The organism is Ralstonia sp. VS2407 (assembly GCF_052950655.1).
Genome location: NZ_JBRFVG010000188.1, coordinates 1 through 494, shown reverse-complemented (window position 1 = coordinate 494; position 494 = coordinate 1). Strand labels below are relative to the sequence as shown.

General features: G+C 38.1%; 1 protein-coding gene. It reads left to right on the top strand.

All coding sequences use genetic code 11. The annotated features are described in order from the left end of the window. Positions 1-155 precede the first annotated feature (155 nt). Positions 156-395, top strand: coding sequence for a 30S ribosomal protein S18 (rpsR, locus tag ACU8YE_RS24545; protein ID WP_002356021.1), 240 nt, complete (start codon positions 156-158; stop codon positions 393-395). Positions 396-494: the final 99 nt, after the last annotated feature.

Sequence of the window (494 nt, the reverse complement as noted above, 5' to 3'; positions counted from 1 at the left end):
CAATAGTTTCAATCCATCATCTTCTCAGTCGCAAAACAATAACGGTATGCCTGATTTCGATAAAGATTCTGATCCATTTGGTGGCTCAGGTTCATCTATCGACATTTCAGATGATGATTTACCATTCTAAACGAATTTGATAGGAGGGAACAAGAATGGCACAACAAAGAAGAGGCGGACGTAAACGTCGGAAAGTCGACTATATCGCAGCAAACCACATCGAATACATCGACTATAAAGATACTGAATTGTTAAAACGATTCATTTCAGAACGTGGCAAAATTTTACCACGTCGTGTTACAGGTACTGGCGCTAAAAACCAACGTAAATTAACGATTGCTATTAAACGCGCACGTATCATGGGATTATTACCATTCGTTAGTGACGAACAATAATTTTATGACAATTTCCAGAACCAAAGAGCTTGCTCTTTGGTTCTTTTTTATCTTGACTAGTGTTTCACGTGAAACATAACAAGGTTCGCAGAATGAAGT

What these genes read in the sequence shown, in the direction of transcription:
- rpsR (WP_002356021.1), top strand. Translation starts at nt 156, where the DNA reads ATGGCACAACAAAGAAGAGGCGGACGTAAACGTCGGAAAGTCGACTAT.